At 45.4% G+C, this 24,603-nt stretch carries 19 protein-coding genes and 3 pseudogenes; 19 read left to right on the top strand and 3 right to left on the bottom strand.

The window, feature by feature from the left end:
- Positions 1–57 precede the first annotated feature (57 nt).
- The gene (locus DW059_RS06620) at positions 58–276 is read right to left on the bottom strand and encodes a heavy-metal-associated domain-containing protein (protein ID WP_002576192.1); all 219 of its coding nucleotides are present in this window, start codon (positions 274–276) and stop codon (positions 58–60) included.
- A 41-nt stretch (positions 277–317) separates the two neighbouring features.
- Between DW059_RS06620 and DW059_RS06615 the strand changes: the two genes are divergently transcribed.
- From DW059_RS06615 to DW059_RS06580, 8 genes and pseudogenes are all read left to right on the top strand, one after another.
- Positions 318–608: a hypothetical protein gene (locus DW059_RS06615; protein WP_117472533.1), complete on the top strand. Its 291-nt coding sequence runs from the start codon at positions 318–320 to the stop codon at positions 606–608.
- A gap of 65 nt (positions 609–673) precedes the next feature.
- A pseudogene (locus tag DW059_RS06610) lies at positions 674–3,246 on the top strand (heavy metal translocating P-type ATPase).
- A gap of 10 nt (positions 3,247–3,256) precedes the next feature.
- Positions 3,257–3,520, top strand: a complete 264-nt coding sequence (locus DW059_RS06605; protein ID WP_044912385.1) for a metal-sensing transcriptional repressor — start codon at positions 3,257–3,259, stop codon at positions 3,518–3,520.
- Between the two features lie 207 nt (positions 3,521–3,727).
- The gene (locus tag DW059_RS06600; RefSeq protein WP_054356824.1) at positions 3,728–5,101 is read left to right on the top strand and encodes an MATE family efflux transporter; all 1,374 of its coding nucleotides are present in this window, start codon (positions 3,728–3,730) and stop codon (positions 5,099–5,101) included.
- A 13-nt stretch (positions 5,102–5,114) separates the two neighbouring features.
- Entirely contained in the window at positions 5,115–5,330 is a 216-nt protein-coding gene (locus DW059_RS06595) for a FeoA family protein (protein WP_002576189.1), read from the top strand.
- 6 nt (positions 5,331–5,336) lie between these two features.
- Positions 5,337–7,376, top strand: coding sequence for a ferrous iron transport protein B (feoB, locus tag DW059_RS06590; protein WP_117698250.1), 2,040 nt, complete (start codon positions 5,337–5,339; stop codon positions 7,374–7,376).
- 140 nt (positions 7,377–7,516) lie between these two features.
- Positions 7,517–7,660, top strand: coding sequence for a FeoB-associated Cys-rich membrane protein (locus DW059_RS06585; protein ID WP_080637114.1), 144 nt, complete (start codon positions 7,517–7,519; stop codon positions 7,658–7,660).
- A gap of 137 nt (positions 7,661–7,797) precedes the next feature.
- Positions 7,798–8,835 (top strand): helix-turn-helix domain-containing protein, encoded by a 1,038-nt coding sequence (locus DW059_RS06580; RefSeq protein ID WP_117698249.1) that lies wholly within the window; start codon positions 7,798–7,800, stop codon positions 8,833–8,835.
- Positions 8,836–8,922: 87 nt separating this feature from the next.
- Here the strand turns inward: DW059_RS06580 and DW059_RS06575 are convergent, their stop codons facing one another.
- A complete protein-coding gene (locus DW059_RS06575) occupies positions 8,923–9,291 on the bottom strand; it encodes a helix-turn-helix domain-containing protein (RefSeq protein WP_002576186.1) in 369 nt (122 codons plus the stop codon).
- Positions 9,292–9,779: 488 nt separating this feature from the next.
- Here DW059_RS06575 and DW059_RS17570 point away from each other — a divergent pair.
- From DW059_RS17570 to DW059_RS06555, 6 genes and pseudogenes are all read left to right on the top strand, one after another.
- A pseudogene (locus DW059_RS17570) lies at positions 9,780–10,190 on the top strand (sigma factor-like helix-turn-helix DNA-binding protein); the annotation flags it as partial.
- The gene (locus DW059_RS06570; protein WP_334294166.1) at positions 10,176–12,788 is read left to right on the top strand and encodes a DEAD/DEAH box helicase family protein; all 2,613 of its coding nucleotides are present in this window, start codon (positions 10,176–10,178) and stop codon (positions 12,786–12,788) included. The pseudogene DW059_RS17570 and the gene DW059_RS06570, both read left to right, overlap by 15 nt.
- A 17-nt stretch (positions 12,789–12,805) precedes the next feature.
- A complete protein-coding gene (locus DW059_RS16430; RefSeq protein ID WP_242986150.1) occupies positions 12,806–13,306 on the top strand; it encodes a hypothetical protein in 501 nt (166 codons plus the stop codon).
- Positions 13,307–13,440: 134 nt separating this feature from the next.
- Entirely contained in the window at positions 13,441–14,253 is an 813-nt protein-coding gene (locus tag DW059_RS16425) for an AAA family ATPase (RefSeq protein ID WP_242986149.1), read from the top strand.
- Entirely contained in the window at positions 14,250–15,323 is a 1,074-nt protein-coding gene (gene mcrC, locus DW059_RS06560) for a 5-methylcytosine-specific restriction endonuclease system specificity protein McrC (RefSeq protein ID WP_117698247.1), read from the top strand. Before DW059_RS16425 ends, mcrC begins: the two co-directional genes overlap by 4 nt.
- Positions 15,320–15,628: a DUF6508 domain-containing protein gene (locus DW059_RS06555; protein WP_117698246.1), complete on the top strand. Its 309-nt coding sequence runs from the start codon at positions 15,320–15,322 to the stop codon at positions 15,626–15,628. The genes mcrC and DW059_RS06555 overlap by 4 nt, the downstream gene beginning before the upstream one ends.
- A 651-nt stretch (positions 15,629–16,279) precedes the next feature.
- On the opposite strand, the gene DW059_RS06550 is transcribed toward DW059_RS06555, so the two are convergent.
- A complete protein-coding gene (locus DW059_RS06550; RefSeq protein WP_117698245.1) occupies positions 16,280–17,122 on the bottom strand; it encodes an AraC family transcriptional regulator in 843 nt (280 codons plus the stop codon).
- Between the two features lie 169 nt (positions 17,123–17,291).
- Here DW059_RS06550 and DW059_RS06545 point away from each other — a divergent pair, with 169 nt between their 5' ends.
- From DW059_RS06545 to gtfA, 5 genes and pseudogenes are all read left to right on the top strand, one after another.
- Positions 17,292–18,593 carry an ABC transporter substrate-binding protein gene (locus DW059_RS06545; protein WP_117698244.1) on the top strand — a complete coding sequence of 434 codons (1,302 nt, stop codon included), beginning with the start codon at positions 17,292–17,294 and terminating at the stop codon, positions 18,591–18,593.
- Positions 18,590–19,465, top strand: coding sequence for a carbohydrate ABC transporter permease (locus DW059_RS06540; RefSeq protein ID WP_117698243.1), 876 nt, complete (start codon positions 18,590–18,592; stop codon positions 19,463–19,465). Before DW059_RS06545 ends, DW059_RS06540 begins: the two co-directional genes overlap by 4 nt.
- The gene (locus DW059_RS06535) at positions 19,465–20,304 is read left to right on the top strand and encodes a carbohydrate ABC transporter permease (RefSeq protein WP_442969663.1); all 840 of its coding nucleotides are present in this window, start codon (positions 19,465–19,467) and stop codon (positions 20,302–20,304) included. Before DW059_RS06540 ends, DW059_RS06535 begins: the two co-directional genes overlap by 1 nt.
- Positions 20,305–20,325: 21 nt before the next feature.
- Positions 20,326–23,132 (top strand): annotated as a pseudogene (locus tag DW059_RS06530) (alpha-galactosidase).
- Positions 23,122–24,600, top strand: coding sequence for a sucrose phosphorylase (gtfA, locus tag DW059_RS06525; protein WP_117698241.1), 1,479 nt, complete (start codon positions 23,122–23,124; stop codon positions 24,598–24,600). The pseudogene DW059_RS06530 and the gene gtfA overlap by 11 nt, the downstream one beginning before the upstream one ends.
- Positions 24,601–24,603 lie beyond the last annotated feature (3 nt).

Below are 24,603 nucleotides of genomic sequence, written 5' to 3'. Positions count from 1 at the left end.
TCTGTCTATTGATGAAAAACACCGGCTACCTTGTGGCAGCCGGTGTCCAGCTTTTCATTACGCCTTAACAGTCACGTCCGGCTCGATCTGCTTAATCAGCGTCTTTGCTTCGGCCAGAACAGCGTCAAACTGATCGTCCGGCGCTTCCAGAACCATCTTCTGACCCAGGAAGTTGACGGATACGCTGGTCACACCATCAATCTTCTTCACGGCGTTCTGGATTTTGTCAGCACAATGGCCGCAGTCCAGGTCAAGCAGTTTAATGGTCTTTTTCATTGAGAAAGCCCCCTTTCATTTTGGTATTTGGTTGGCTTGATATGGCTGAACAATTAAAAGATTGCTTAATCGTTCATGCTGCCAGTATATTCACGAAAACCCTCAAAGTCAATGGATTTGGGAGCGGTTCTGCCCTTTGGATTGGAGAACCTGCCGATTGGATTTCCAGCAAAAAACCTCATTTCTCTTTGGATAAAAAAAGCTCCACTTTGGAGCAGACAAAGGAGAAGCAGGATAAGTATAATGAAAAACGGTCAAAGACCTTGTGCGTAAACTTTATGTTCGGGGCTTTAGCATCTTTCCCCCAAGATGCCAAACGCCCCTTTTCATAACGGTATTTAGTTCCCTACGGGGGAGGGGTACTCGCACAAATCTTTATAAGAAAGAAGGGATGATTTTGCAAAAGGAGCAATTTGACATTACGGGTATGACTTGCTCGGCCTGCTCTACCAGAGTGGAAAAGAGCGTGGCAAAGCTACCTGGCATCAAAGAAGTGTCCGTCAACCTGTTAAAAAACAGCATGGTTGCTTCTTATGATGAATCCGTTTTGGATACGGCGGGAATCGTCCAGGCCGTTGAAAAGGCCGGTTATGGCGCGATTCCCAAAGCCTCCGCACAAAACAAGAGCCGCACGACCACACCGGCAGCAAAACCGGAGGTCAGTACGGCGCAGGTAGAATACAAGCAGATGAAACAGCGGCTGCTACTTTCTGCCCTTTTTACGATCCCACTGTTTTATATTTCTATGGGTCACATGATGGGGTGGCCGCTCCCCAGCTCCTTGCTGGGGATGGAAAATGCAATCAGCTTTGCATTTACCCAATTCCTGCTGCTGATCCCGGTGGTGTTCATCAACTTCAAATATTACCGGATGGGCTTCAAGACCCTGTTCCACGGCTCGCCTAACATGGATTCGCTGATTGCGATAGGCTCCAGCGCCGCAATCGTTTATGGCATTTACGCCATTTACAAAATCGGCATCGGATTCGGTCATGGGGATATGGCTACGGTTCACAGCTTTATGATGGATTTGTATTTTGAATCCGCAGGCATGATTCTGACCCTTATCACCTTGGGCAAAACCCTGGAGGCCCGCGCAAAGGGTAAGACTTCGGATGCAATTACAAAGCTGATGAATCTGGCTCCCAAAACAGCTACCGTGGAGCGGGATGGAAAAGAGCTTCAGGTGCCTGTGGAAGAAGTGCAGTTGGGCGAAACCCTGATTGTCAAGGCCGGTGAGTCTGTGCCGGTGGATGGTATTGTCATCGAGGGCTTTTTCTCCGTTGATGAATCTGCCTGACCGGCGAGAGCATCCCCGTGGAGAAGCATATCGGGGACAAAGTGATCGGCGCGACCACAAGTAAGTCCGGCTATTTCAAGATGCAGGCCACCAAGGTGGGCGATGATACCACGCTGGCACAGATCGTCCGTCTGGTGGATGAAGCGACCAGCTCCAAGGCCCCTATTGCGAAACTGGCTGATAAGGTCAGCGGCGTGTTTGTTCCGGTGGTTATCAGCATCGCGCTGATTGCAGTCATTGTCTGGCTGCTGTTGGGATATGGCTTTGAATTTGCCCTATCTATCGGCATTTCTGTCCTGGTCATTTCCTGTCCCTGTGCGCTGGGCCTTGCAACGCCTACGGCCATTATGGTCGGAACCGGCAAGGGCGCAAGCAACGGTATCCTGATTAAATCGGCGGAGGCCCTGGAAACGGCCCATAACATTGATACGGTTGTGCTGGATAAGACCGGCACGATTACCCAGGGTACGCCCGTGGTGACAAATATGCTCTGCAAAGAGGGTGTTCCACAAAAGGAGATGCTGCAAATCGCTGCTTCGCTGGAAAAGCTGTCCGAGCATCCGCTGGCGGACGCGATTGTGGCAGAGGCCGAAAAAGCACAACTTTCCTTCCTCCCGGTGGATGATTTCAAGCAGATTCCCGGTCAGGGCCTTGTGGGTCAGATCGGAAACGAAACGTGCCTTGCCGGAAACCGCCGACTGATGGCGGCAAATGGCATCAATGGCGGCGCACTCCTTCAGTTGGGCGAGGAAATGGCGGTTGACGGGAAAACACCTCTGTTCTTTGCCCGTGGCGGTCAGCTTATTGGTGTCATTGCCGTGGCGGATGTAGTTAAGCCCACCAGCAAGCAGGCCATAGCGGAATTGACCGGCATGGGCATTGAGGTGGTCATGCTGACCGGCGACAATGCAAAGACCGCAGAAGCGATTCGGCGTCAGGTCGGCGTGGATCGTGTTGTGGCAGAGGTATTCCCCCAGGACAAGGAGAAGGAAATCCGTCGTTTGCAGAGCGTCGGTAAGAAGGTGGCGATGGTCGGTGACGGTATCAACGATGCTCCGGCCCTTGCCAGAGCGGATGTTGGTATCGCTATCGGGGCCGGAACGGATGTGGCGATTGAGTCAGCGGACATTGTTTTGATGAAAAGCGATCTGCTGGATGTGTCCACGGCAATCCAGCTTAGTAAGGCGGTTATCCGCAACATCAAGCAAAATCTGTTCTGGGCGTTTATCTACAACATCATCGGTATTCCGGTGGCGGCAGGCGTATTCTATCTTCCCTTTGCATGGAAGCTGAACCCCATGATCGGCGCTTTTGCTATGAGTTTCAGTTCGGTATTCGTGGTGTCCAATGCCCTGCGTCTGCGGTGGTTCAAGGCGAAGCATCAGGCCAATACAGAACGGGATTCAGTCCCTATGCATGAACAAACAACGATTAAACAAGAACGAAAAGGAGCAATTCACATGGAAAAAGTATTGAACATCGAAGGAATGGTTTGCGGAATGTGTGTAAAACACGTTGATAAGGCGCTGCGGGACATCCAGGGCATCAAGGATGTGGATGTTTCCCTGGAGAGTAAGTCGGCCCAGGTGCAGCTTGACCAGGATGTGCCGGATGCTGTGCTGAAAGCTGCTATCGAGGACGCTGGCTATCAGCTCGTCAGTATCCAGTAACGGGCCGTTTATGAAGGCCAAGAAAGGCGATATTGTTCACAAGCTAAAAATCGCCAGAGGACAGTTAGACGGTATCCTGCAAATGGTTGAGGAAAATCGCTATTGCGTGGATATTTCCAATCAGCTTCTTGCTACGCAGGCGTTATTAAAAAGCGCCAATCAGCAGATTTTGCAAGCCCATATACGAAGCTGCGTCCGGGATGCCCTGCAAACGGACGCTGTAAATCCAAAACTGGAAGAAGCCCTGAAATTACTGGAAAAAATGATACAGTAACAACGGGAGCGGGAAGGGCCTTATGTCCTTTCCGCTCCTAAATTCGTTTCAGATTGGATTGTAAATCCTGCGGTTGGGAGCGTACAAAGAAGCCCGGTTTTTATATACTTTAAGTGGTTAGTTAGATATGGTTAATCCAGTGAGGCGCGTCACTGGCGCGTTTTACTGGATACCTTGTAATTAAAATAGACCAGGAGGAATAGAGTGATGAAACAGGCACTTGACACAAGAACAAAGCTCTTAACAAAAAATCCCTGGCCGCTGATGATTGAACTTAGCATCCCTGCGGTTCTTGGCATGGTGGTCGTTGGGCTTTATAACATGATGGATTCCATCTTTGTCGGCCAGATGGTTGGTGACGTGCAGATGGGAGCCATATCGGTATCCTATCCTTTAACCCTTATCAATGCCGGTTCAGCGGCAATGCTGGGCGTGGGTTCTGCATCGGTACTGTCCCGCGCTATCGGTAAGAAGGACGAGAACACAATTAAGAAGATCATGGGCAACTTGGTTGCGATGGTTCTTCTGTTGTCCGTCATCTACACTGTTGTGGGTATGGTTTTCACCCGCCAGCTTCTGTCCCTGACCGGAGCCAGCGATAACATTCTGAATTACGCTGAGAAATATCTGCGGATCGTATTCGCCGGTTCTCTGTTCGTAAACTTCTTCCAGAGCGCCAACATGGTCATCCGTGGAGAAGGCCAGCTCAAAAGGGCAATGACCATTATTGCCAGTGGCGCTATTTTGAACATTATCCTTGACCCCATTTTTATCAGCATCCTCAACCCCTACGGCATGGGCATTGAAGCGGCTGCTTATGCAACGATTTTTTCCCAGTTTGTCCAGGCTGCGATTACCCTGTGGTATTTCAAGAAGAAAAGCCCCCATGTGAAGATCGGGCGTATCCGCATTGATGGTGAGCTGCTTCCCCAGGTTCTTTCTGTCGGCATCTCTGCTCTGTTAATGCAGATTCTGACCCTGGTGCAGCAGACAGTGATTTATCGTGTGGCATCGAACTATGGCGGTGAAACCTCCCAGCTCCTTTTAGCGGCGGCGCTCCGGTTCTGGAATTTCTCTTTTGTACCTCTATGGGGTATCAGCCAGGGATTCCAGCCTGCCGCCGGTACAAACTACGGTGCGAAAGACTATGACCGGGTAAAGACGCTGACCAGAGTTTTCATTATCGCCGCAACGCTGCTGTCGCTGGTGTTCTATATCCCCGCCGAGCTGTTCCCAGAAAAGATTTTGTCCATGTTCCTGACAACGCCGGGTATCGCCGCATCAGGTTCGACAAACTTCCGTATCATGTTCAGCACCTATATCCTGCAAGGCAGCTTTATGATCGCCGTGACCCTGTTTCAGTCTTTGGGTAAAGCGAAAAAGGCCACCTGGCTTGTGCTGTTCCGTCAGATTATTCTCTTTATCCCGCTTTGTGTGGTTCTACCAATGATCGGCGGCATGGGTATTCGCGGCGTGTGGCTGGCGATTGCGCTGACCGATGCGATTCTGGTGGCTATTATCGCGTTCATGGTGGCTTATGAGTTCCGCAAACTGCCTGCGACTTCTTCCGTAAATCGGTGAGGAGGGAGCGTTCATGTATCTTTGCGATGGAAAAATAGGAAATGAATATAAAGTTGAGGATATTGATCTGCCTGTCAATATAGAAAAGCGTTTGGAGGCCCTTGGGATGACCCGTGGAACCTCTATCGCTGTTCTGAACAGCAAAAGTCGGGGTGTCCTGATTGTGAAAGTCAGGGGAACACGCTTTGCACTTGGGCGCAATATCACAAAGAATATTTTAGTGGGGTAAATTCCGATGAGAGAAAATTTGACTATCGGCTTCATCGGAAATCCGAACTGCGGAAAGACAACACTTTTCAATGCTTACACCGGTGCAAATCTGAAAGTGGCAAACTGGCCAGGTGTAACCGTTGAGAAAGTAGAGGGTGCCATTAAAGACCATGATCTGAATATTCGACTGGTCGATCTTCCTGGCACTTACAGCCTGACCTCCTACACAATGGAAGAACAGGTATCCAGACAGTTTATACTAAGCGATGAAGTCGATGTGATTATTGATGTTGCGGACGCTTCCGCTCTGGAGCGAAACCTATACTTAACTTTGCAGCTTTTGGAGCTGGGCAAGCCGGTTGTGCTGGCGCTGAACATGATGGACATTGTGGAAAAGCGCGGCATGGAGATTGACACACACAGACTGCCGGAAATGCTGGGCATCCCGGTCATTCCAGTTTCAGCCAGAAAACGGACAGGACTGGATGTGCTACTTCATGCAGCCGCGCACCATAAAGACTGTAAAGATCCGGAGTGTCTGATTCATCATCATAAATATACTCCAAAACACCGGCACGACCACCATTCAGAATACGCAATGGTTTACAGTGATGCTATTGAGGACAAGATTGATCTTATCATGACAGAGCTGAAGCGGAAATATCCGAACCTGTCCAATTACCGCTGGCACGCCATTAAGCTGCTGGAGCAGGATAAGGAAATCTCTGCACGTTATCCGGTCAATATGCCGGATGTGATCGACCGGAACTATGAATCCGACATTATCAATGAGAAGTATGATTTTATCGAGGAAATCATCAGGGAGGTTCTGGTCAATAAGGATCGTCAAGACGCTTTGACGGAAAAGGCAGACCGTGTATTGACGCATAAGTTTTGGAGCATCCCGATTTTCCTCGTTGTCATGGCGGCGGTGTTCTTCCTGACCTTTACCATTGGCGATTGGCTGAAAGGATTCCTAGAATTAGGAATTGAAAGCCTGTCGGCATTGATAAGCGATGGACTGATTGCTGTCGGGGTCAATGAAGTGCTGCGCTCCCTGCTGGTAGACGGCATCATCGCCGGTGTGGGCGGTATCCTGACTTTCCTGCCGAACATTTTCATTCTGTTTCTGGCATTGGCTTTTCTGGAGGACAGCGGATATATGGCCCGTGTTGCGTATGTCATGGAAGGGATTATGAGCAAGCTGGGACTTTCCGGACGGGCATTTATCCCCATGATTTTGGGATTTGGCTGCACTGTTCCGGCAATCATGGCTTCACGGTCTTTGGAAAACCGGCGTGACCGTTTTAAGGTCATGTTGATTACGCCCTTTATGAGTTGCAGCGCCCGTCTGCCAATCTACATCTTGTTTGCCGAGATGTTCTTTCAGGAACGCGCCATGCTCGTGGCCTATTCCATGTACCTGATCGGCCTGGTGGTCGCTATCCTGGTAGCGGCGATCATCCATTTGATTGACCGGAGAAAATCGGAAAATTATCTGCTGATTGAGCTGCCGGAATATAAGGCCCCCAGCGCCAGAACTGTGGCAATCTATGTATGGGAAAAGGTAAAGGACTACCTTACCAAAGCAGGTACTACCATCTTTGTAGCATCTATCCTCATGTGGGTGATCCTGAACTTTGGGCCGCATGGCTATACTACGGAAATGGCAGACAGCTTCGGGTCTATCCTGGGCCATTGGCTTGTACCGATCTTTGCACCGATTGGACTGGGATTCTGGCAGATAGCGGTTGCTCTGATTGCTGGCATCTCTGCAAAAGAGGTTGTGGTGTCCAGTTGTGCCGTTCTGTTTGGGATTCCCAATATCAACTCCGGCGCGGGAATGGATACATTGGTCGGCATCCTGGGTGCAGCCGGTTTTGGACAGCTCAATGCGTTTTGCCTGATGATTTTCTGCCTGCTTTACGTTCCCTGTGCAGCGGCCCTAGCTACAATTCGCAAGGAATCCGGCAGTACAAGGTGGATGCTGTTCTCGGCCCTGTTCCAGTTGGTTGTGGCCTGGGCTGTTACTTTTGTGGTTTATCGTGTTGGACTTTTGCTGTGAGGTATGAATATGACGTTTGGAAAAGTGCTTCGTTCAGCGGCCATTTTATCAGTGGTCGCATTTGGACTTTGGATTTTGAAAAGAGGATCGGAGACCCAAAGCTAATAAGTTGTGAGTTTCCAGTCAGAAAGGAGTTTTAGATGCTTGTTACTGGTATAATCCTTATCGGGATTGTTTTCTATGCAATATGGGCTGTGCGAAAAATCCATAAGAACCGCAAAAATGGTTCTTGTTGTAGCGGCAGTTGTTCCGGTTGTGTAGGAAAGGAATATTGCAGCAAATAAAATCCCGCATATAGCCGATGTTTTCCGTTTTGGAGGGCATCGGCTTTTTCGTATATTTGCACATTCGGCAGGGCTGCACTATAATAGAATTTGCTTTCTGATTGGATTGCACATCCTGCCGATTGGAGCGGTATAAAATGAGAAAAAACTATATAATAAAAGACGCCAGGAGAATCCTGGAAGAACAAATACGAGATAACGGAATGAATACTATGAACAAAAACCCTATCACCAATGCTACGGGGTTATCTGCGATTATTCCAAAAGATAATGACGGATATTGCACCGTCTATAAAATGGACTGTGAGGATGGCCTGGGGCTTATGACAGTCTATCAGGTTTATCCCGGTATCCAGCTTATTTACAATGATTTTGAAGCAACGAGTTGTTATTGGGACGGAACCATTGATAAGAATGTGCTGGAGATCAATCATTGCCGGGAAGGGCGTGAAGGGAGCGTATTGCAAAGCGGTTCCTGCCTGTACCTCGGAGAAGGGGATCTTTCCATTCATACAATGGATAACTGTGCTTCTGAAATGGCCTTTCCTTTGAGACATTATCGCGGAATCTCAGTAGTGCTTGATCTGGAGCTGGTTTCTCAAAATCCGCCTGGAATCCTCGCCGAGAGCGGTATTGGTATTGCAGATTTCAAAAACAAATTTTGTGCCGATGGCTCATGCTTTGTCATGCGGGCCAAGGATGAGATTGAGCATATCTTTTCTGAACTGTATTCCGTACCGGATCGCCTGCAAAAGCCATACTTCATGCTGAAGGTGCAGGAGCTTCTCTTATTCTTGTGTATGGTGGATGTAAATAAAGAAAAGCAGCGAGAGTTATATACTTCTCCCCAGGTGGAGATTGTACGGGACATTCACAAGCGGCTTATCTCCAACTTGCAGGAACGGCCAACGATTGAGGAACTTTCCAAAGAGTATCTTATCAATACGGCAACCTTAAAGGATACGTTCAAGGGAGTTTATGGACAGCCCATTGGAACCTATATGAAAGTGTACCGCATGAAACAGGCCGCTGCTCTGCTTCGTCAGACGCAGGCAACCATAGCAGAAATTGCCAGCCAGGTTGGATATGAGAATCAGAGTAAATTTGCAACAGCATTTCGAGATGTCATGAAGATTGCACCGGCTGAATACCGGAAACAAAATAGCGGCGATTGATGGGGCTAGGAAAATTTACGTCTACTGCCGGAGGCAAAATAAAACCAACAGAAACAAATTGCAAAATTGCATTTTGCCCTGCTGGTTTTATTCATAATTTTGCGGATCGGAGGATTTGTAACGTCGGCTGATAAACTGCTCCGCCATACAATCCAGTGTTTTCAAGATAATCTGCCGCTCATCCTCGGTACAGGCCAGAAACTTTCCCATGAAATGCTGTACTTGCTTTTCCTGTTCCGAAGCGTCAGGATAAAACAGCTCATTAGCAGAAATGCCTAATCGCTTGATAAAGGATGCCAGTACATCGTAAGACGGATTTTTCCTGCCCTTTTCAATGTCCTGGAGATGACGAAGCCCTCTGCCGGTTTGATCCGCAAGCTCCTGTTGGGTCAGTCCACATTCTTCTCTTGCATCTCTGAGGCACTGTCCCAAATACACAAATACATCTTCCGGCATGATTGCTCACCTCTATTACATTCTATCGTGCGTAAGAGAAAGTTACCATCACCCAATCACGCGTATTGACATGTGTTTATCATGCACTTTTGAAAGATAAAATATACATAAAAGCTGACGGGAGGCCAATAAAAAAAACGGCCTTTCACGGCAGGGTATATTTCCATTACCGCCCGTGACTGCCGTTTGAGGAGTCTACGATGGGCGGTTATTTATTTCAGCAGAATTATGGTTTTCAGGTAGATGATTACCTAAAAAAATCAATGATCTACCAAAGAGAAATTATACACACGGACACGCGCAATCAAGCGTAAATAATCCGCACAATCGTACAACATATCATACAAAATGCGTCAGACAGCTATTAAGGCCGTCTGACGTTTTTCTTTGTCGATTTTACGGGAATTTTCCCGAACATCCCCGGTGTCGCTCTCCGCCATAGCCATTTCGGTTGCCCTTTGTCCCTAACAACTGAAATGGAGGAAATTATGACCAAGATCAATCTGCGGGAGCAGTATCCCGATTTTTATAAGACCGATTACATTATTGAGGTTCCTGATGAAGTAGCCGCTGTTATGAAAGAGCATGACCGCCTGGAGGCCGCATACCGCCGCCGTACATATTACCACAAGGCGCATTATTCTCTGGATCGCGGAGACGGAATTGAGTATGATGCCCTTTTCGTTTCCATGACCCCTTGTGAGCTGTATGAGCGCAAAGTGACGATGGAGCAGCTTCACGCTGCGATTGCCGCTCTGCCGGACAAGCAGGCCAAGCGCATCTATGCTTACTACTTCCTGGGACTGACAGAATCAGCGATTGCCAAGAGCGAAGGAGTCAGCGTTGCATCGGTCAGCGAATCTATACAGCGCGGCCTTCGGAACATGGAGACTTTCCTTACACTGGAAGATAACAAGCTGATGATTGAAGAAACAGAGGCTGTGGCAATACGGAAGATTTTTGAATTATATACTTCATCGGAAATCGGTTTGGGTGGTATTGCGAATCAGTTGAACTTACAAGGTATCTATCAGTTCCGTACTGACCGAAATCCGAAGACGAGACTCTTCCGCTTCAAAGCCGGAACACTTGTAAACTTCGCTATGGATTTAGAAGAAGTGTATATGACCACTAAACTCGATGGTCAGGCCACATTCTTTTTGCCTTTTAACATGGGTAATGGTCATGGTGTTACTGCAGGAGCTGGGAATCCGGCATTTAAAGATAAATACAGTGTGTCCTATATGTGGGAGGATATCCTTACCAAGGATACGATTCTCGATCTGATCAGCAAGTTTATCTTTGTGGAAGTAAAAGAAAAGGTCGATGAAGAAACCGGAAAAGTAAAGCGTTCGGAGAATTTGATTTTCCCGCGCTACCATCAGCTTGATGTTATCCGCAAGGTACTGGCTGATGTTCGTGAGAATGGCACAGCCCAGAATTATCTGATTCAGCATAGCGCAGGATCCGGAAAGACTAACTCTATTGCATGGCTGGCACACCGGTTAACTTCACTGCATGATGCCAACAACAAGATTATCTTTGACAATGTTGTTATTGTTACAGACCGAGTTGTTGTAGATAGGCAGCTGCAGAAAGCCATCATGGGTATGGAACACAAGGCGGGACTCATCCGTGTGATGGATGATAAGTGTGTGTCCGCAGACCTGGCGATTGCGCTGAATGGCAATACAAAGATTATTGCAACAACGATTCAGAAATTCCCATATATCGTTGATAGTGTAGCTAATCTGAAGAACAAGCGGTTTGCCGTCATCATTGACGAGGCGCATTCTTCAACCGCCGGAAAGGATATGGCTGCTATCACGATGACGCTTGGATCCGGAGAAGATACGGAAGCGGATGTGGAAGATATGATTTCCAGCGAAATCAAGCGGAATGGCAAGCAGGCCAATGTGTCTATGTTTGCTTTTACAGCAACACCGAAGCCTACCACGATTCAGCTTTTTGGGCATCAGAACACAAAGGGACAGAAGGAAGCATTTCATGTATATTCCATGAAGCAGGCGATTGAAGAGGGATTTATCCTGGATGTACTGCAGAACTATACGGAGTATTCAACGTTCTATCAGATTAACAAAGAAATTGAGGATGATCCGCGCTGTAAAACCAATGATGCGAAACGCCAGATTGCACGTTTCATAGAATTGCATGATACCAATATTGCGCAGCGTGTAGAAGTGATTGTAGAACATTTCCGCACCACGGTTATGCAGGAATTAGGCGGTCAGGCCAAGGCAATGGTGATTACCGCTTCTCGTCAGAGTGCAGTAAAGTATCGTCAGGCATTTGAAGATTACATTGCGAAGAAAGGATACGAGGGCATTCATGCATTGGTGGCTTTCTCCGGAAAAGTAAAGCTTCCGGATGATGAGCAGGAGTATACGGAAAGCTCTTTGAATGGATTTCCAGAGGATCGTCTTACAAAGGAATTTGATACGGATAAATATCAGGTTCTCCTGGTAGCAAATAAATATCAGACCGGATTTGACCAGCCGAAACTCTGTGCCATGTATGTTCTGAAAAAGCTGAAAGGTGTTAATGCGGTACAGACTTTGTCCCGGTTAAATCGTATTTGTGCACCTTATGATAAAAAGACGTTCGTGCTGGATTTTGTAAATAGTTATGAAGATATCAAATCTGCTTTCGCACCATATTATACAACGACATTACTGGCTAATTCTGTAACACCGAGTGCGGTATATGATCTGGAAGCTAAGATTGATGCTTATGGCATATTAGATCCGGCTGATATCGAAGCAGCTAATGACATCCTGTATGCCGACAAAGTGAATGGTAAGCAGAAACAGCGATTAACCTTTTTCCTTCAGAAGAGCAAAAAGCTGATTGAACATTATGAATACAATACGCAGCGCCAGTGCGTAGCTGATATGAGAAGCTTTGTTCGCTTCTACGAATTTCTGCTGCAGGTGTCCAGCTTTGAAGATACTGATTTACATAAGAAATATAATTTTGTATCTTATCTGCTGGCTTATATCAATATCAAACATCCAGGCGGTGGTTTTAATCTGGATGGAAAGATTAAGGCTACTAATTTCGTACAGAAGAAGGGCGAAGAACATAAGTCGGCTGATCTCGTTGCCGATCCGGTTATGAAGCTTCCGACAGCAGAGCACTTTGGACTGACAGAAGATAAGGAAAAAAGACTATCTGAGATCATCGATGAAATTAACAGCCGCACTGGTAAGAATTATGACAACGATGTTGTGGTCAAAGCTATGCTACAGATTCGAGATATTCTGATGAAGTCAGACAAACTGAAGACCAGCGCGCGTAATAATACGCAGCAGGATTTTGAGTTCTCCTATTTTGATGATATTGACGATGCTTTGATTGAGGGATTGTCACAGAATCAGGACTTCTTCTCTATGCTTCTATCCAATGATGAGATGAAGCGGCAGGTTCTTGGTATTTTCTCAGATGAGATATACAAGAGTCTTCGTAATGCAAAATGATAAGGTGGTGATTTGCAATGTTCAATAAAATGCGATTAAAGTCAGCGCTTGTTGAATACAAGAAACGATTTATACAGACACAGTGGCTGGACGAAAAATATAAGTGGGAAGCTGTAAAATGCTTTCAGGTGAACTGGGATGTTAATGCGGATGATTTTGCGGCAATGCTTACAAAGGCGTTATCGCAGACGGGCAATCTGCTGGCTTCAGTAAATAACTTTCCAGCCAAAATGATTATCAAGTTTGCGGAGATAGCACAGGAAGAAGTCAGAGCAATGTTCATCGAGCTCTTTGATGAAGGCAAAGATGTGTATGAACGTATTGACTCTTTCAAGCAGAAATCAAATAGCCTTCTTGAAAGATATGGCAATGGTGCGGCACAGCATTATCAGTATGAGAATGCAATATGCACCTATTTGTGGTTGCGTTATCCGGATAAATATTACATTTATAAACTTACAGAGATCAAGGCAGTTTCCAATGCTCAGAGCTTGAGAAGATGGAATATTTCTCTATGACACAGGGCAGCTTGTTTAAGCTTACACGCGGAGAATATGATTTTATCATAGACATGATCCGAGAGGAAAATCCGGCTCCGTCAGGGAAAGGCAATACCGAATATACGAAAACAGATTTTTTAAGAGAAGTCTATATGACAGAAGCCAAATACGATAGGCTTGCTGCGGTTCTGAAAAAGAAAAAGAACATTATTCTGCAAGGAGCACCAGGAGTTGGAAAGACATTTGCAGCTAAAAGATTAGCCTACTCTGTGATGGGTGAAAAAGATGATGACCGTATCGAATTTGTTCAGTTCCATCAGAATTATTCTTATGAAGATTTCATGATGGGCTATAAGCCTGTGGAAAATGGATTTGAACTAAAATATGGTATTTTCTATCGCTTTTGTCAGAAGGCTGCAAACCATCCAGATAAAGACTATTTCTTTATCATAGATGAAATCAACCGTGGAAACATGAGCAAGATTTTCGGAGAACTGCTGATGCTGATAGAGGCAGATTATCGAGATAAAAAAGCAACGCTTGCATATAATGGCTTGAGCTTTTCGGTTCCTAAGAGATTACATATTATCGGAATGATGAATACCGCAGATCGAAGTCTGGCAATGATTGATTATGCATTAAGACGTAGATTCAGCTTTTTCGATATGGAACCAGGCTTTGATTCGGAGGGATTTATCAATTATCAGAATAGCTTTGCAAATGAAACATTCAACACTCTCATTGAGCGTATTAAGGAACTCAACAAGGAAATAGATCAGGATAAGTCACTTGGTAAAGGCTTCTGCATAGGGCATAGCTATTTCTGTAATGCGGATGACTGCACAGAAGAATGGATGAAGGACGTTGTTGATTTTGATATTTTACCGATGCTCAGTGAATACTGGTTTGATGAAAATTCAAAATTACAGCGGTGGGAGAACATCTTGCACGGTGTGTTTCAATGACAAGAGATAAGAGCATACTAATCAAAAACATATATTATATGCTGTCATACGCTTTTCAAACATTGAATCAGGAAAACTATGATGATGTAGCAGTTGAATCGTTTGATGAGATGTATGATCTATTGGCTGCGATTCTTGCAAGAGGGATTGGAATTCAGCTGAAACAAGGTCTCTACCGGGAGTATATAAACCGTCAGGAGGAGTTCTCGGTGATGCGCGGGAAGATTAACCTGCCGGGAACAATTAAGAATCGACTGGCGCGTAAGCAGCTACTGACATGTGATTACGATGAGTTGTCTGAGAATAATCTTCTCAATCAAATAATCAAGACGGTGGTTATGCTGTTACTGCGAAATGCAAAGGTTAAGGCGGAGTACAAGGATGATTTGAAAAAGAAGATGCTATTCTTTTCCGACGTTGATACGCTTGAGCCAACCTCTATACGGTGGTCATCAATTAGATTTCAGCGAAATAATCAGACTTACAGGATGCTTATAAGTATTTGTCAGCTGATAATTGAGGGGATGCTTATCACAACAGATGCTGGAGAGTATAGGCTTGCATCATTTGTGGATGAGCAACGTATGTGTAGACTGTATGAGAAATTTATTCTTGAATATTACTATAAGCATTTTCCGGAGCTGTCAGTCAGTGCTTCTCAGATACCTTGGTCTGTGGACGACGGAATCAGAACGATGCTGCCGGTAATGCAGAGTGATATTCATCTGCAAAAAGGTAATACCGTACTGATTATTGATGCGAAATATTATAGTCATACAATTCAAACGCAGTATGACAAACATACGCTCCATTCGAATAATATGTACCAGATATTCACGTATGTGAAGAATCGCGATTATGAATTTGGAGATGAAGCTCACAAGGTTTCCGGGATGTTGCTGTATGCAAAAACGGAAGAAGAGATTCAACCGGACAACGTGTATCAAATGCATGGTAACCAGATTACCGTCAGAACATTGGACTTAAATTTGCCATTTTCGGATATTGCTAAGCAACTGAATACCATTGCAGAAACACACTTTGATTTACCGGAGAGGAGCAAGGAATGACAAACGAAGAAAAGATAATAAAGTTTAGGCAGTTGCTCTCAAATATAAATGTTACTAATAGCTATGAGGTGCTTGAAGAGACTGGTGATCTAAAAACAAACTACAGGGATTATATGACCACAGGACCTATAAATTGTAACGAAGAGTTAAAACGCCTGGAATGCGCTGATTATGATTTATGTTCAGCTTTGTTGACGATGCTATTGCGCGAAGATCATTTTTGTAATGGTGCTTTTGATCAGAGAGTGGAATCCGGACAGGTTGAACGTATTGTTCAGCGAATGATAAAATTGCTTGAAAAATAAGGAAAGGTTTATTTATAGCATTTATCTGCAACAGGATTCAGGCATTCGAAAAATTCGAATAGCTCATAATTACAAGAATGGTCAGTTATCCGATAATTTTGGATAACTGCTGGTAGCGGTTATTCACAGGGTGAAATTGGAAAAACAGTATTTACCCAATTCGCAAATCAGTTTAAATGAACTATTCGGAATTTCCGGATAGTTCAAATCTAATGGAAGCTAGGGCATATGTGATACCGATAAAATGATGATCAGATACCAGGTCGAGACGGTGAAATCCGGCAACTCAACTCCCTGCGAGTGAATGGCCAACTTGTGCTCAGAGCGGATGAATTGTGTAGAAGTTGAGTGGCTTTCACTGTCTCAACTGTCGAGACAGTGGCAGGGAGCGGCAGTGTAAAATTGCCTTGCATTATATAGGTAGAAAAGACCTTATGCTGATTTGTTCCCATAGACTTCAACGGTCAAGACCGTGATATGAATGTCAATTTTGCCACAGATTGCATCTGTTTGCATCTGTGAATGTGCGGTTTCAGAAGGTATGGACATGTTTCCGTTTTGATCGGATATGTTTCCGCGAACGGGCACAATACCTGACATCAATCAGAAGGTATCTAAAACTGATAGGAATGATATCTATCTTATCTATTGTTACTTGTTCTGATTTCTCCATTCCCGTGGGGAGACACCATAAATATTTTTAAATGCACGGGAAAAATGAAGCTGATTTTCATATCCGACAGCAGAGCCGACATCTGCAATGGATAAGGAAGTCAGCTTTAATAATTCCGTAGCCTTTACCATGCGGTAGTTCATAAGAAATTCCTGCGGGGAGCGGCCGATCGAGTTGCGGAAGATTTTTCCGAAATAACTCCGGTTGATGCCGCATACCGCAGCGATATCTTCAATCGAAATATTATTCTGAAAATTCTGTTCCATATAATTGATCGCTTCTTTTATATAATAATCACTCATGCGTCCGCTGGAGACCAGCTTTGTCGATTTTGCCGACTGTAGCAGATAATCCAAAAACAGATACAGATGCCCAATCAGATGGAAGGAGGATTCCTGCGGATGATTGACGATATAAAGCATTTCATCGGCAAGCTTTTCCCGTAATTCTTTGGAGTGTGAATGATAAATGGGCGCGTCTTTGCACAAATCTGTGACACTTAAAGCCTCTTTTACACGTAAGCCGTCAAATTCGATCCACATATATTCCCATGGAAGCTGTTCATCGGCAATGTAAGTATTGATCTGCCCCGGGAAAATCATAAATCCCTGTCCGCTTTTTACGGAATAGGTCTGTGTATCCCCGTTTGCATTGTCTGCCATGAGAGTTCCGGTTCCGGAAAGAATGTAGTGAAACAGGTAGTGGTTGCGTGTTGCAGGCCCGAATGAATGGCCGGGATCACACTGTTCATATCCAAACTGATACATGCACAGATCGATAAAATTTTCATTTGGAAAAATATTAAAAAATGTATTACTCATAAAACACTCCGTATATACCAAAATGCGATATTAGTATCTATTATAGCACAAAATATTGCATTTGGGTATAAAATTTAAAAAAAACGGATATTTAAGGATGCATAAAGGTATGTTATAATCAGATTATCAAAAAGGTAAGCGGATATATTTAAGAAAAGGAGAGAAGAATATGGCAAAAAGAAGTATTTTCCGTAGTGTTGCGGTGGTGCTCGCACTTGGCATGTGTATGACGGATCTTGCCGGATGCGGAAGTGAAAAAAGGGCAGACGGGAAAACCGAAATCGAAGTGGTTTCCTACAAACCGGAAGCAGTTAAGGCATTTGAAAAGATTGAAAAGCAGTTCAATGAAACACATGATGACATCCATCTGACGATTTCATCTCCAAACGAAGCAATGACTATTTTAAAGACACGTTTTATCCGGGAGGATTATCCGGATATCATCGCAATCGGAGGAGACATCAACTATTCCAACTTTTTAGATGCAGATCTGTTTGATGATATTTCCGATCTGGATGAAGTCCAGACCGTAAAACAGGCATATCTGGATATGGATAAGGAACTGGAGTTTATTCCAAAGGATGGCACGTATGCACTTCCATATGCGGCAAACGCGGCAGGAATTTTATATAACAAAGATATGTTTGAGGAAAATGGCTGGAAAGTTCCGACCACCTGGCAGGAATTTACCACACTGTGTGATGAAATAAAACAGAGCGGAACACTTCCGCTGTATCTGGGCTTTAAAGATACCTGGACCTGTCTGGCTCCGTGGAATGCGCTGGCAGTCGGACTTACCGATTCGGATACCTGCAATCAGGTAAATATGGGAAATACCACATTTTCCGATACGTATGGACCGGTAGCAGAAAAGATGCGTGCGCTTTTGGATTACGCAGAAAAAAATCCGTATGCATATGGTTATAACGATGCATGTACAGCATTTGCCCGCGGGGAAGCTGCCATGTATCCGATTGGAAGCTATGCGATCCCGCAGATCAAATCGGTCAATCCGGATATGAATATCGGCTCTTTTACATTTCCTGCAAATGATGAGGAATCAGACAATGTATTAAATTCAGGAATTGATCTGCAGTTTTCCGTAATGAAATCATGCAAAAATAAAGAGGCTGCATATGAAGTTTTAAAATATCTGTATGACGATGAGACCATTCAGATTTATCTGGATGATCAGGGCGGAATTGCCTGCAAAGACGGGGATTTTGCAATTCCGGAAACACTCGAGGATATGCGTCCTTACATTGAAAACAACCGCATGGCAGATTATCAGGATCACCATTATCCGAGTGAGATGAGTGTGGATGCCATGATCCAGACGTTCCTGCTGGATACAAGCGACAATGCACAGGAAAAGTTTTTGAAAAAATTTGATTCCGACTGGAAGCGCTACAACCGGGATTTGATTCGGAAAGTACAGGATTATCAGAAAGAACAGGGGGATGCACAATGAAAAAGAAAATGTCAAACAGGGACAAAACATTCTTGGCGGTTATCATACCGGTTGTAATCTTATTTTTTGCATTCAATACACTTCCAATGATCAAAGGTGTGATTTACAGTTTTACCAATTATAAAGGATACGGAACTTACGATTATGTCGGGTTCCGGAACTATGCAGATCTGTTTACGGATTCCCGCGTGGGAAAAAGCTATTTGTTTACGTTTAAATATGCACTGGCCGGAACGATACTGGTAAATGTGCTAAGTCTGATCATGGCAGTTGGATTAAACAGTGCAATCCGTTTTAAAAGTGCACTGCGCGGTATTTATTTTGTACCGAATATTTTAGGAGGACTTGTCATCGGCTATATTTTCAGTTTTATTTTTACTTACATTCTTCCAACTGTGGGAAATGTGTTCCATATTGGATTTTTACAGAACAGTATTCTTGCAAGTGAAAAATACGCATGGATTGGTGTGCTGATTGTTGGTGTATGGCAGGCAGTTGCCATGAATACTATCATCTATATTTCCGGTCTGCAGACTGTACCGGAGGAAATCTACGAGGCGAGCATGCTTGACGGAGCCAGTAAATGGAAGCAGTTCTGGAAAGTAACATTTCCACTGGTGATGCCGTTTGTGACAATCAATCTGGTACTGAGCACAAAGAATTTCCTCATGGTATTCGACCAGATCATGTCATTGACCAAGGGAGGTCCGGCACAGAGCACCGAATCCATCTCTTACCTGATTTATAAAAATGGTATGGATGGCGGACAGTTTGGATTCCAGAGTGCAAATGCAGTCATTTTCTTTATTGTGATTGTGGCGATTTCACTTTTCCAGATGACAGTCATGAATAAGAAGGAGGAGCAGCTATGATGAAAGAAAAACAGAAAACAAACTGGGTACTTACGATTGTTCTGATTTTGGGGACGGTTACGGTATTTTTCCCGTTGTATATGGCAGTGATCATTGCGTTTAAGAAACCGAGTGAGATGACAAACGATGTGGCGGGTGCACTTTCTTTCCCGAAACAGTGGAGTTTTGAAAATTTCCGTCAGGCAATGGAAGTGACCGATTTCTGGCACTCTCTTGGAAACAGTTTACTGATCACACTGGTAACAATCGTACTGGCAATCCTGATCCACTCAATTGCAGGCTACGTGATCGGACGCGGCATGGCAAGAAGAAAAAGTTTCCGATTTATCTATCTGTATATTGTCAGCGGAATGTTTGTTCCGTTTTCCATCTTAATGATGCCTCTGGTAAAGCAGACGGCGCATATGGGACTTGGAAACCGCGCGGGTGTCATTCTGTTGTATCTGGTATTTTATATGCCAATGAACGTCCTTCTTTACAGTGGGTACTTAAAAAATATTCCGATAGCGCTGGAAGAGGCGGCAGATATTGACGGAGCAAGCACATGGACTACTTACTGGAAAGTGGTCTTTCCAATGATGATGCCAATGCATGCAACAGTTGCAATCCTGACAGCTCTTGGAACGTGGAATGATGTTATGACACCGCTTGTGATCATGTCTGGAACCGGACAGAATACGCTGCCGCTTGCACAGCTTAATTTCCAGACACAGTTTGGAACCAATTACAATCTGGCATTTGCTTCCTATATTATGGCACTGATTCCAATCCTTATTTTCTATGTGATTTGTCAGAAACAGATTTTAAACGGTGTGGCAAACGGTGCAGTCAAAGGATAAAAATAAAACGAGGTGACTTCTATGGCAATTATATACAATCCAAATAAAAAAATATTTAACCTGCATACGGTGCATACAACTTATCAGATGCAGGTCGATTCACTGGGATATCTGCTGCATCTGTACTATGGAGATAAAACAAACAGCCCCATGGATTATGTTTTAACCTATGCAGACCGTGGATTTTCCGGAAATCCTTATGCAGCGGGCATGGACCGCACCTATTCGCTGGATGCGCTGCCACAGGAGTATCCTCCATTGGAACTGGGGATTACCGCAATATTGCGCTGAATATCAAAAATGAAAAAGGGGTGGAAAGCGCAGATCTGCTTTTTAAAAGTTATGAGATCCGAAGCGGAAAATACCAGTTACAGGGACTTCCGGCTGTCTGGGCAGACAAAGAGGAAGCACAGACACTGGAAATTGTCCTTGCAGACGAAAACGCACAGGTTGAAGTTCATCTGCTGTATGGTGTTTTGGAAGAAAACGATGTTATTACAAGGAGCGTCCAGATTAAAAATACGGGAACTGGGCAGATTACGATCGAAAAGGCAGCGGCAGCCTGTCTGGATTTTGTACAGGGAGATTTTGATGTCCTGCGGTTTTATGGAAAGCATGCCATGGAGCGCAATCTGGAGCGTACGCCGCTGGGGCATGGAACCATTGCGTTTGGCAGCCGCAGGGGAACGTCCAGTCATCAGTATAATCCGGCAGTGATTTTGGCAGAAAAAGGAACAACAGAGACCGCAGGCAGCTGCTATGGAATGCTGTTTGTATACAGCGGAAATTTCTCCTGTGAGGCAGAAAAAGATCAGTTCAACCAGACGCGCCTGCTTCTCGGATTAAATGAAGAACTGTTTTCCTATCCGCTTGCGGAAGGAGAAACCTTTACGGTACCGGAAGTCATTTTGTCTTATTCGGCAGACGGATTGTCTGCGCTGTCGCAGCAATATCATAACTGCATCCGCAACCATGTGTGCCGCAGCAAATATGTCCATATGCAGCGCCCGGTGCTGATTAACAGCTGGGAGGCAGCATATTTCGATTTTACGGGAGATACGATCGTGGATCTGGCAAAAGAAGCTGCTTCCCTTGGAATTGATATGGTAGTGATGGATGACGGCTGGTTTGGGAAAAGAAACGATGATAATTCTTCCCTTGGGGACTGGCAGGTCAATGAAAAGAAACTGGGGGGAAGCCTGGCAGAGCTTATTACCCGTGTGCATAATCAGGGGGTGAAATTTGGCATTTGGATTGAGCCGGAGATGGTCAATGAAGACAGCGACCTTTACCGGGCACATCCGGACTGGGCAATTCAGATTCCGGGGAAAAAGCCGGTGCGCTCGAGAAACCAGTTACTGCTTGATTTTTCCAGAAAAGAAGTGCGCGACTGTGTATTTAATCAGATTTGTGCCGTGCTGGATCAGGGAAAAATTGATTATGTCAAGTGGGATATGAACCGCAGTATGGCAGATGTCTATGCCGGAAATCTTTCCTATGATTACGTGCTTGGTGTCTATGATTTTATGGAGCGCCTGTGTAGCCGGTATCCGGATCTTCTGCTTGAGGGATGCAGCGGTGGCGGCGGCAGATTTGACGCAGGAATGCTTTATTATTCCCCACAGATCTGGTGTAGTGACAATACCGATGCAATCAACCGCACAAGGATCCAGTACGGAACGTCGTTTTTCTATCCGGTTTCCGTAATGGGGGCGCACATTTCAGCGGTGCCGAACCACCAGACCGGACGAGTAACAAGTTTCCACACCCGAGGGGTGACGGCGATGGCTGGAACCTTCGGTTACGAATTAAACCCGGCACTTTTATCCGATGAGGAAAAACAGCAGATCAGGGAGCAGATTAAAACATACAAGAAGTATGAAACGCTCATTAACGAGGGAACCTACTGGCGGCTGTCCGATCCGTTTATGGATGAAATTGCGGCATGGATGACGGTGTCAGAGGAACAGGATCATGCATTAGTCAGCGCAGTGCGTCTTAGGGCAGAGGCAAATCAGGCAGCCGTTTATGTCCGCCTGCGTGGGTTAAAACCGGATGCCTTGTATCTGGAAGAACAGAGCGGCAGACAGTATTCCGGTGCAGCACTGATGCATGCGGGAATTCCGCTTCCGCCGTTTACCAGAGAATATGAGGCGTATCAGTTTGTTTTTACAGAGCTGAAAGAGGCTGGAGCATTATACGAAAAAGTACAGAAATGGTGTGAGAGGAATACCAAAAATCGCATGGTCATCAGCATTTACGGTGGCTCCGGTTCCGGAAAAACAACACTTGCCACGGCATTGCAGCAGTATTTTTTAAATGACGGCAGGGGCTGTTACCTGCTCTCGGGCGATGATTATCCACACCGGATTCCAAAACGCAACGATGAAGAACGGCTGCGTGTGTATAAAGAAGCCGGGGAAGACGGACTGCGTGGATATCTCGGGACAAAGAAAGAGATTGACTTCGACCGGATCAATGAAGTGCTTGCGGCATTTCATGAGGGAAAAGATTCGATCACATTGCGGCATATGGGACGGGAAGATGGCGAGATTTCATCGGAAGAAACCGATTTTTCCGGAATATCCGTATTACTTCTGGAGTGGACACACGGAGGCAGTGACGATTTACATGGTGTGGATCTGCCCGTCTTTCTGGAAAGTTCCCCGGAGGAGACCAGGGAGCGGCGCATCCGCAGAAACCGCGATGAGAATGCCGCAAGCCCGTTTATCTGTCGCGTGGTAGAACTGGAACAGGAAAAACTTGAAGTGCAGCGCAAAAATGCAGGATTAATCGTGGGAAAGGACGGAAGAGTTTATGAACCATAAACCGATGCTCAATGCATATCCCGACAGCCTTGGAGGAAATCTGGGAGATATCGTAACATTGCTGAAAACTGAGGCTTTGCAGGATGTATTTTCTTCTTTTTACATTCTGCCGAGCCTGTACCATTCCGATCTCGACCGGGGATTTTCCGTGATCGACTATGACCTGAATGAGCAGCTTGCCAACCGGAAAGACCTTGAACAGTTAAAGGATATGGGAATTGATCTGAAACTCGATTTTATTTTAAACCATGCTTCCGCACAGTCCCCGCAGTTTCGGGATCTTGTGGAAAAAGGGGAGGCTTCTGCGTACCGCGATTTCTTCATCGATTGGAACCATTTCTGGGAAGGGCATGGAACCATGACGGAGGAAGGCTATATCCAGCCGGATGAAAGCTGCCTGAAGCAGATGTTTTTCCGCAAACCCGGGCTGCCGATCCTGATGGTGGAATTTCCGGATGGAAAAAAAGTGCCGTACTGGAATACCTTTTATCAGGAAGTGCATGGCAGACAGTATCTCGGACAGATGGATGTAAACATCCAGTCACCAAAAGTGTGGAAGTTTTATCGTGAAACACTGGAAAAAATAGCCTCTTACGGCGCAGCGATTGTGCGGCTGGATGCCTTTGCCTATGCGCCGAAGACACCGGGAAAGAAAAACTTCCTCAATGATCCGGAAACGTGGGAACTTTTACAGAAGATCCATGCGCTGGCAGAACCTTTGGGACTTACGCTTTTGCCGGAGATCCACGCAGCGTATGATGAAAAAATATATGAGACACTTGCAGAAAAAGGCTATGCAACCTATGACTTTTTCCTGCCGGGACTGGTCATTGATGCGATTGAGAACCGGCGGGGAACGTACCTTGCGGCATGGGCGAAGGAGATTGTGGAAAAGAAGATCTCCACGGTCAACATGCTCGGCTGTCACGATGGCATCCCGCTTCTGGATTTAAAGGGACTGCTTCCGGAAGAGGAGATCCAGTCGTTAATTGACCGGATTGTATCCCGCGGAGGCAGGGTCAAAAATTTACATGGACAAAAGAATCTGTATTATCAGGTAAATGCCACGTACTACAGTGCATTGGGAGAGTCGGATGAAAAAATGCTTCTGGCGCGGGCAATCCAGATGTTTATGCCGGGCAAACCGCAGATCTGGTATCTGGATTTGTTTGCCGGAAAAAATGACCATGAAGCGGTGCAGCGCGCGGGAGAATCCGGACATAAGGAAATCAACCGGACAAATCTTTCCACTGATCAGATCACGGAAGGGTTGAAAAAAGATGTGGTTCAAAAACAGCTTGCGTTAATCCGCATGCGAAATACCCATAAGGCATTTTCGGAAGGCGCAGAGGTAGCAATCTCCGGAGGGGAGAGGTCTCTGGAAATCCGCTGGGAATATAATAGTGCATTTGCAACATTATATGTAAATTTTGAATCAGGAACATATACAATAGTAGAAAGCAGATAGTTA

This window comes from Roseburia sp. AF42-8, assembly GCF_003435965.1.
In the GTDB taxonomy this organism is placed as follows: Bacteria; Bacillota; Clostridia; order Lachnospirales; family Lachnospiraceae; genus Roseburia_C; species Roseburia_C amylophila.
Note: the sequence above shows the minus strand (reverse complement) of the source record. Positions and strands in the feature narration are given on the sequence as shown.

Bases quoted from the DNA above. Each gene is read 5' to 3' on its own strand.
- DW059_RS06615 (WP_117472533.1), top strand. From the start codon at position 318: ATGGCTGAACAATTAAAAGATTGCTTAATCGTTCATGCTGCCAGTATA.
- DW059_RS06605 (WP_044912385.1), top strand. From the start codon at position 3,257: ATGAAGGCCAAGAAAGGCGATATTGTTCACAAGCTAAAAATCGCCAGA.
- DW059_RS06595 (WP_002576189.1), top strand. From the start codon at position 5,115: ATGTATCTTTGCGATGGAAAAATAGGAAATGAATATAAAGTTGAGGAT.
- mcrC (WP_117698247.1), top strand. From the start codon at position 14,250: ATGACAAGAGATAAGAGCATACTAATCAAAAACATATATTATATGCTG.
- DW059_RS06575 (WP_002576186.1), bottom strand. From the start codon at position 9,291: ATGCCGGAAGATGTATTTGTGTATTTGGGACAGTGCCTCAGAGATGCA.
- DW059_RS06545 (WP_117698244.1), top strand. From the start codon at position 17,292: ATGGCAAAAAGAAGTATTTTCCGTAGTGTTGCGGTGGTGCTCGCACTT.
- DW059_RS06555 (WP_117698246.1), top strand. From the start codon at position 15,320: ATGACAAACGAAGAAAAGATAATAAAGTTTAGGCAGTTGCTCTCAAAT.
- DW059_RS06550 (WP_117698245.1), bottom strand. From the start codon at position 17,122: ATGAGTAATACATTTTTTAATATTTTTCCAAATGAAAATTTTATCGAT.
- gtfA (WP_117698241.1), top strand. From the start codon at position 23,122: ATGAACCATAAACCGATGCTCAATGCATATCCCGACAGCCTTGGAGGA.
- DW059_RS06535 (WP_442969663.1), top strand. From the start codon at position 19,465: ATGAAAGAAAAACAGAAAACAAACTGGGTACTTACGATTGTTCTGATT.
- DW059_RS06570 (WP_334294166.1), top strand. From the start codon at position 10,176: ATGGAGACTTTCCTTACACTGGAAGATAACAAGCTGATGATTGAAGAA.
- DW059_RS16425 (WP_242986149.1), top strand. From the start codon at position 13,441: ATGACAGAAGCCAAATACGATAGGCTTGCTGCGGTTCTGAAAAAGAAA.
- DW059_RS06585 (WP_080637114.1), top strand. From the start codon at position 7,517: ATGCTTGTTACTGGTATAATCCTTATCGGGATTGTTTTCTATGCAATA.
- DW059_RS16430 (WP_242986150.1), top strand. From the start codon at position 12,806: ATGTTCAATAAAATGCGATTAAAGTCAGCGCTTGTTGAATACAAGAAA.
- feoB (WP_117698250.1), top strand. From the start codon at position 5,337: ATGAGAGAAAATTTGACTATCGGCTTCATCGGAAATCCGAACTGCGGA.
- DW059_RS06580 (WP_117698249.1), top strand. From the start codon at position 7,798: ATGAGAAAAAACTATATAATAAAAGACGCCAGGAGAATCCTGGAAGAA.
- DW059_RS06540 (WP_117698243.1), top strand. From the start codon at position 18,590: ATGAAAAAGAAAATGTCAAACAGGGACAAAACATTCTTGGCGGTTATC.
- DW059_RS06600 (WP_054356824.1), top strand. From the start codon at position 3,728: ATGAAACAGGCACTTGACACAAGAACAAAGCTCTTAACAAAAAATCCC.
- DW059_RS06620 (WP_002576192.1), bottom strand. From the start codon at position 276: ATGAAAAAGACCATTAAACTGCTTGACCTGGACTGCGGCCATTGTGCT.